Raw genomic sequence first — 7,830 nt, forward strand, 5'->3', positions numbered from 1 at the left:
TAAAGGCAATGAAGGACAGAAAAAGTAAAAATCCTAAAAAGTGTCCTTCATAACAAGTTGACGACTAAATATATCAGATATTCTTCTTCCTTTTCAGTGATTTGATTAAAATCTTCATAAATTTTGTACTTGTTGGTGAAGAAATTTCTCACACTGTATTACCATCTAAATTTAATTTATCCTGTAATTTTTTCTCGGAGAATACCCAACCTGTATAAGAATTCATAATTCTCATATTGTCATCAATTTGAACGACCGCAACAAAGGGATAATGCCCTTCCGAACGGTAACGTAAATCAATGAATCGTACCTCGGTAAAGTCATCATACATATTGATTTCCCAACGGTAGATCGGTGAAAAAGATAGAAACGCAGAAATGTTTTTATCTTTCATTGCGAATTTCATGACCGGATCATCAGGTAGTGGTACCCGATAAAATTTATCATCAATTTCGATATGACCATCTTTCACTTTTCCAACAAAAAAGTGTTGATTAGTTGTTAAGGCAATTCGCCAGACATTTTGCTTGATAGTCGGAGAGGTAGCAATCTGTTCGACATGGTCAAAATTTTCGTGAATCATCTTTACTATTTCCCGCTTGTCGATATACCGTTTAATGTAATACAATACAATAATAAAATAAATCATTAACCAGGTGTAGCCAGGATTAGCTCCAAGCAACCATGCAATGATCCCGATGACGTGTAGGCTGAAAATGTACGGATCAAAGGTGCTGATAAAGCCTTGTGCTACCCACTTTTTTGTAAAGGGCCGATACGCTTGTGTACCGTAAGCATTGAATATATCAACAAAAACATGCAGGAAGACGGCAAGAAATGTCCATAGCCATAAATGAATAAAACTAACTTCTGGGACAAACGAGTGAATGATCGCGGAAATAAGGATACCCCAGAAAATAACAGCCGGGATGGAGTGGGTAATACCCCGGTGATGCCTGATATATGTGGCATTATCACGCAGTTTTAGTACGGTATCAAAGTCTGGTGCGTGTGACCCTATTATCGTTCCAACCATTACTGCGGTAAAAAGGGTCGTATCTTGTTGTACAACTGGATCTAATGTAGCAATGCCTCCTAAGGCTATACCCATTGTAATATGAGTACCAGTATCCATCATAGCTGCCCCTTTCTTGTCTTATTTAAATATTGTATCACGAAGGATGAATAACTGTGAAATATACGTCTACTATCAATATACCCCAATTTCAAGAGGATTTAATCACATGGTTTGAGAGAGAACAACGACAATTACCATGGAGAGAGAATCAAGACCCATATCGAGTATGGGTGTCAGAGATTATGTTACAACAAACAAAAGTTGATACGGTTATCCCATACTTTCAAAACTTCATGGAACATTTCCCGACTTTAACAGCTTTAGCCGAAGCTGATGAGCAAAAGGTATTAAAAGCATGGGAAGGCCTTGGTTATTACTCTCGGGCTCGTAATTTACAAACCGCCGTGAAAGAAGTAGTAGCACAATATGATGCTAAAGTACCGGATGATCCAAAACAATTAGGTGACTTAAAAGGTGTTGGTCCGTACACAAAAGGTGCGATATTAAGTATTGCATTTAATAAGGCAGAACCAGCAGTTGACGGCAATGTCATGCGAGTTCTATCACGTGTTTTACGTATTGAAGAAGATATAGCCAAGCCTAAAACAAGAAAAACATTTGAAGCAGCGGTTCGGGAATTGATTTCAGAAGAAAACCCGTCTGCCTTTAACCAAGGTTTAATGGAACTGGGTGCATTAGTTTGTACACCGAAAAATCCGAGTTGTTTATTATGCCCGGTGCAAGAACATTGTATCGCATTTCGTGAAGGTGTGGAACAGTCATTACCAATTAAGAAGAATAAAATAAAACAATCATCACATACTTATTTTGTACTAGTTATTCAAAATGATACAGGCAATTATCTTTTGGAACAACGACCAGATCAAGGGTTATTGGCTCAATTATGGCAATTTCCAATGTTGAAAGCGGATGAAGTGGATGAAAAACATCTATCAGCATATATACAAGAGAAATTTCAAGTAGAAGTAGTAGAGATGAATGATCTTGAGCCGGTGAAGCATGTCTTTTCTCATCTAACATGGTTTTTGAATGTGAAGTATATAACTGTAAAAGGTGAAATGTCAGTACCTGGACATATGGAATATTTAACGAAAGAGGAAATTAAACAATATCCATTACCAGTATCTCATCAAAATATTTATAAACAATTATAGCAAAATATGCTGATTGTAAAGGAAACTTCATAATAGAATAGTCGTTCTTAACCTCCACAAAAAAATCGATGTTTTTTGGATAAAATGAATCATCATGGGTAAATTAATGTTCGTGGAGGTGATATTGATGGCTAAACGTAACAATAACCAAGCAAACCCAAGCAAAACAAATGCTGCTGAAGTAAAACGCCAAAATCAACAAGCTGCACAAGGTCAAGGACAATTCGGTACTGAGTTTGCTAGCGAAACTGATGCACAAGAGGTTCGCAAGCAAAATCAAAAGTCTCAACAAAACAAAAAATAATGATACAGTCTTTAAAAAACTTGGCTCTTCCATGTGGAGAGTCAAGTTTTTTGTGTCTAAAATAACTGTGTGCGAAATACATATACCACTTCCTCTCAGCACAGAAGATTCGAGAAGCGTTCTCGAGGACAAAAAGAGGGGAAAACAGCAAAAAAGTGTCTTAGAGAAACTCTTACCAGAACATTTAAAACGAAAGAAGGGCTAGCTCGCCCGACTGCCCAAAACTAGCAGACTTCTTGCGAGCGCCCTTACTACCGACAACTTTCGCCTACTACTAAATACACCATTCCAATTGTATTATTTTCAATTGTAAATATTTATCGTTATAATTAGTATTACTAAATATAAGAAAGGGAGATACGAATGGATGGCCTAGAACCAGGAAAATCAATTCAAATACAGAGCTATAAACATAATGGTCAGCTCCATCGTGTCTGGGATACAACAACGGTATTGAAAGGAACAAGTAATCGCGTGATTGGAGCAAATGATAAAACATTAGTTACGGAAAGTGATGGTCGCACGTGGATAACGAGAGAGCCGGCGATTTGTTTTTTTCATGCGAAGTATTGGTTCAATGTAATCGGAATGTTACGCGATGATGGCATATATTATTACTGTAACATTAGCTCGCCATTTGTCTTCGAAGACCAGGCGGTGAAATATATAGATTATGATTTAGACGTAAAAGTATTTCCAGATATGACATATACGCTATTGGATGAGGATGAATATGAGTTGCATAAAACTCAAATGAATTATCCAAAAGTTTTGGATAAAATATTATGGAACAATGTCGATCATCTCCTACACTGGGTAAGACAGCGAAAGGGACCATTTTCACCTGAGTTTGTGGACCAATGGTATGAATTATATTTAACCTATCGCTAATCGCAACATCGAAAGAGGTGAAACAGGTTTGGACAGTATAAAAAGATATATGCAATTTGTCTTCCCCTATAAGTGGAAGATCTTAGTTACGGTATTGATAGGGATCGTGAAATTCGGTATCCCTCTTTTAATGCCTTTAATTGTGAAGTATGTAATCGATGATATTATCGGTGCTGACGGGTTAACGCCTGATCAAAAATTATCGCAATTATTTTGGTTAATGGGAATCGCTGCAATTTTATTTATCGTTCTTCGTCCGCCAATTGAATATTATCGTCAGTATTTAGCACAATGGACAGGGAACAAAATTTTATATGATATCCGAGAAAAATTATTTGATCATATTCAACGTTTAAGCTTGCAGTTTTATTCACGCACGAAAACTGGCGAAATTATTTCCAGGGTAATACACGATGTCGAGCAAACCAAGAATTTTGTCATGACAGGTTTAATGAATATTTGGCTTGATATGATTACGATCTTGATTGCGATCGGAATTATGCTATTCATGGATGTATGGTTAACGATTGTAGCAATAGCGTTATTCCCGCTATATGCCATATCCGTCAAGATTTTTTATGGAAAATTACGGAGTCTGACGAAACAAAGGTCCCAAGCATTAGCTCAAGTACAAGGTCACCTCCATGAGCGTGTCCAAGGAATACCTGTCACACGTAGTTTTGCATTGGAAGACTATGAAGAAAAAGAATTCGACAAACAAAACCAGAATTTCTTAGACCGTGCAATTGATCATACGGCATGGAATGCGAAAACTTTTGCCGTTATGAATACTATTACAGATTTGGCACCATTATTAGTCATTGGATTTGCCGGATATTTTGCGATTACATCTGATTTATCAGTAGGTACAATCGCGGCATTCGTTGGTTATATGGATCGTGTTTATAGTCCATTGCGGAGATTAATCAGTTCATCAACCATACTAGTTCAATCGATCGCGTCCATGGATCGTGTTTTTGAATTTATTGATGAAAAGTATGATATTAAAGATAAACCGAATGCAAAACCATTGAATAGAGTCGATGGAAAAGTCGAGTTTGACCATGTATCTTTCCGCTATGAAGAAGAGGAAGAAATGGTCTTACGGGATATTTCGCTAGATGTTAAGCAGGGAGAGACAGTCGCTTTAGTTGGTATGAGTGGCGGTGGAAAGTCAACGATTATCAGTTTGATTCCACGTTTTTATGATGTAACAGGTGGACGGATTCTTATTGATGGTCATGATATTCGTGATGTGCAAGCACGCTCACTAAGAGATAAAATTGGTATGGTGTTACAGGATAATATTTTGTTTAGTGAGTCGATTGCGATGAACATTCGAATGGGTAAACCTGATGCAACTGATGAGGAAGTAATAGCGGCTGCTAAAGCTGCCAATGCCCACCAGTTTATTACTGGCTTAGCGAATGGTTATGATACGTTAGTCGGTGAACGAGGGGTAAAACTGTCAGGCGGACAAAAGCAGCGAATTGCCATTGCCCGTGTATTCTTAAAAAATCCGCCATTATTGATTTTAGATGAGGCAACGTCAGCACTTGATTTAGAAAGTGAGCACTTAATTCAGGAAGCATTGGAAAAACTAGCGTCAGACCGAACTACTTTTATCGTCGCCCATCGATTATCGACGATTACCCATGCTGATCGAATCGTATTAATTGAAAATGGTGAAATTGCTGAAGAAGGAACACACCAGCAGTTAATGCAAGAGCAGGGCCATTATTATAATTTATATCAAGTGCAAGAATTAGATAATGATTAGAACCATCCGTAGCTAGCGGATGGTTTTTTTCTATGGATAAGGAAGGATTTTTCTGTTTTTTCTCTTAAAGTTGAAGTCGAGGTGCTCGTGAAATCTTTGATAACTATTTAATATTCGTTGGAGATGGAGGATTTCTTTATGATATTCCATCAGTCGCGATGCAAGCGGTAATAGCGAGAGCCTATCTTTATCATCTTGTTCATATACATGGATAAGTGTTTCGACAAGATGTGGAATATCAGGATCGGTAATTTCTTCTATCGATTTCGTAGGATTCTTTTTAATTTTACCCATCGCACTTAGTAACAAGCGTTCATGGGAGTAGATGATTTTATCTAATTCATCCACTAAAACATTTTGGAATTCTTTCGGAATATTTTCGACTTTATCATCGTATTGATGGAATGCGTATAAAGTAGCTAATGACTTTTTCGATGTATTAATCATTTGTCTAAAAATAATTAATTTGCGCATTTTCGGCATTCTTGTTTTTCTGAAATATATTCTTTCTTCACTAAATAATAAGTATGTATGATCGATATGACGGATTTCTGTTTCAATTCGGTCAATCTCGGTACGTAAAGCAGGATCATCTGATAAATGTCTGGTAGAAATCCGCAACCATTGTAAAATATCAGAGGTGATCTGATCGATCGACTTGAATAAACGCAATTCATATTTGGGTGGTAAAAATAACATATTCACCATAAATGCGGAGAGGATTCCTAATGTTAATGCAGAAAAACGAACACCGGCAAAGTGTAATAACAACATTTCGGTTGTTTCCATTACTGCAAGAACAGCAATAATGGCTAAGGCAATCGTGTTTTCATTCATTTTAAAATACATACAAAGAGCAATCACAATAATAATGGCAAAACCAATTACAACAGGGTCATTGCCGAGTCCGAATACAACCATAGCTCCAATACCGACACCAAAAATATTAGCATAAATCTGTTCGAGCATGGTTTGAAACGAACGATATATGTTCGGCTGGATCGCAAAAGCGGCAGCAATCCCAGCATATGTAGCAGCTTCAATTCCAATTAAATCAGCAATATATAGTGCAATAGTGATTGCAAAACCAGTTTTCAGGATCCGAGCACCAAGCTTCATAAAAACCCTCCTTCTAAAATTTGTCATCTTCAGTATAACAGTTTCCCAATTTTCGGTGAAATAAAGTGAGACTTCATCCTCTAATGGTTAACACGTAATAAAGTACCGAAAAAATCCAAGTATGAAAAATGAGTGGAAGTGAACAATAGACATAGTACAATATAACCGTTGGATGGAAGGGAAAAACGTGAAAGATAAAAAATTAGATCTCATTGCATTAGCATCAATACCATTAGTGATGACATTGGGCAATTCCATGTTAATCCCAATTCTTCCGATTATCGAAAAGAAAATAGATATTACATCTTTTCAATCAAGCCTGATTATAACTGTATATTCGATTGTAGCCATTCTTCTGATTCCTTTAGCAGGTTATTTATCTGATAAAATCGGGCGGAAAAAAGTCATGATACCTAGCCTTATTATTACCGGCATAGGTGGACTTATTTCTGCTTTTGCAGCATGGAAAATGGCAGACCCTTTTATGGTTATTTTAATAGGTCGTTTTTTACAAGGTATCGGTGCTTCCGGTGCCTTTCCAGTTGTCATTCCCACTGTTGGAGACATGTTTGACGATGAAAAGGATGTAAGTGCTGGATTAGGGATCATTGAAACATCAAATACATTCGGTAAAGTCTTAAGTCCAATCATTGGTGCAGCACTTGCTATTTTCATTTGGTATTTACCGTTTTTATTTATCCCGATCTTTTCAGCGATTTCGGTTCTGTTGGTAATGTTGTTGGTTAAACCACCGAAAGAGGATGACGAAGAGGAGAAACAAACCTTTAAGAGCTTTTTACAATTGATCAAGAAAGTATTTCATGACAATGGAAAATGGCTGATCAGTACTTTTATTATTGGCTGTATCAACATGTTTGTCCTATTTGGATTTTTATTTCATTTTTCTACATTGCTAGAAAAGGATTATCAGATGGAAGGAATCATCAAAGGTTCGATCCTTGCTATACCATTGTTATTCTTATGTATTGCATCCTATGTAGCAGGAAAGAAAATTGGCAAAAGTAAAATCGTGATGAAATGGGTAATTTTGATTGGAAATCTAATAGGGGGAGTTCCCCTGCTATTTATTAAACCTGATGTTACGATGATGTATATTTCGATCATGTTGTCAATAGCAGGAATAGGGATTGGAATCTCCTTACCAACATTAGATGCATTGATTACAGAAGGTGTAAAAAAAGATGTTCGAGGAACGGTAACGTCATTATACAGCAGCATGCGTTTTTTAGGTGTTGCTGCTGGACCACCAATAATCGCTATTTTTATTGAAAAAAATCCTGACTGGATGTATTACTTTTTAGCAGGGCTGAGTGCGATTGCGATTTTGATTTCCTTTTTTGCAATTAAACCGAGTGCAGAGGAAAGCAGTCAATCATAAAGCACCCCCGTTTCACTTAGTTGAAACGGGGGTGTTATCTGTTTATATTTTATCAGCAATAGGCGAGAAGACTCCCACCTCAAG

7 protein-coding genes are annotated in these 7,830 nt (G+C 37.0%); 5 read left to right on the forward strand and 2 right to left on the reverse strand.

Features of this window, described 5'->3' with window-relative positions; genetic code table 11:
• Positions 1-148: 148 nt before the first annotated feature.
• The gene (locus GH715_RS19915; RefSeq protein ID WP_153836994.1) at positions 149-1,135 is read right to left on the reverse strand and encodes a metal-dependent hydrolase; all 987 of its coding nucleotides are present in this window, start codon (positions 1,133-1,135) and stop codon (positions 149-151) included.
• 56 nt (positions 1,136-1,191) lie between these two features.
• Here GH715_RS19915 and mutY point away from each other — a divergent pair, with 56 nt between their 5' ends.
• The 4 genes from mutY to GH715_RS19935 all read left to right on the forward strand — a co-directional run bounded on the left by mutY (position 1,192) and on the right by GH715_RS19935 (position 5,228).
• Entirely contained in the window at positions 1,192-2,253 is a 1,062-nt protein-coding gene (mutY, locus tag GH715_RS19920) for an A/G-specific adenine glycosylase (protein WP_163578790.1), read from the forward strand.
• A gap of 127 nt (positions 2,254-2,380) precedes the next feature.
• A complete protein-coding gene (locus tag GH715_RS19925; RefSeq protein WP_153836995.1) occupies positions 2,381-2,557 on the forward strand; it encodes a gamma-type small acid-soluble spore protein in 177 nt (58 codons plus the stop codon).
• A 363-nt stretch (positions 2,558-2,920) separates the two neighbouring features.
• Complete coding sequence (gene ntdP, locus GH715_RS19930) at positions 2,921-3,448, forward strand: nucleoside tri-diphosphate phosphatase (RefSeq protein ID WP_153836996.1); 528 nt, start codon at positions 2,921-2,923, stop codon at positions 3,446-3,448.
• Positions 3,449-3,476: 28 nt separating this feature from the next.
• A complete protein-coding gene (locus tag GH715_RS19935) occupies positions 3,477-5,228 on the forward strand; it encodes an ABC transporter ATP-binding protein (protein ID WP_153836997.1) in 1,752 nt (583 codons plus the stop codon).
• 30 nt (positions 5,229-5,258) lie between these two features.
• Here the strand turns inward: GH715_RS19935 and GH715_RS19940 are convergent, their stop codons facing one another.
• Positions 5,259-6,347, reverse strand: a complete 1,089-nt coding sequence (locus GH715_RS19940) for an FUSC family protein (protein WP_153836998.1) — start codon at positions 6,345-6,347, stop codon at positions 5,259-5,261.
• Between the two features lie 187 nt (positions 6,348-6,534).
• On the opposite strand from GH715_RS19940, the gene GH715_RS19945 reads away from it, so the two are divergent.
• Complete coding sequence (locus tag GH715_RS19945; protein WP_276208133.1) at positions 6,535-7,746, forward strand: bacillibactin exporter BcbE; 1,212 nt, start codon at positions 6,535-6,537, stop codon at positions 7,744-7,746.
• Positions 7,747-7,830 lie beyond the last annotated feature (84 nt).

Origin of the sequence: Gracilibacillus thailandensis (genome assembly GCF_010994055.1) — a bacterium.
Lineage (GTDB): Bacteria > Bacillota > Bacilli > Bacillales > Amphibacillaceae > Gracilibacillus > Gracilibacillus lacisalsi.

Excerpts from the sequence above, each read along its gene's own strand:
- GH715_RS19915 (WP_153836994.1), bottom strand. The coding sequence starts at position 1,135 with ATGGATACTGGTACTCATATTACAATGGGTATAGCCTTAGGAGGCATT.
- GH715_RS19925 (WP_153836995.1), top strand. The coding sequence starts at position 2,381 with ATGGCTAAACGTAACAATAACCAAGCAAACCCAAGCAAAACAAATGCT.
- ntdP (WP_153836996.1), top strand. The coding sequence starts at position 2,921 with ATGGATGGCCTAGAACCAGGAAAATCAATTCAAATACAGAGCTATAAA.
- GH715_RS19940 (WP_153836998.1), bottom strand. The coding sequence starts at position 6,347 with ATGAAGCTTGGTGCTCGGATCCTGAAAACTGGTTTTGCAATCACTATT.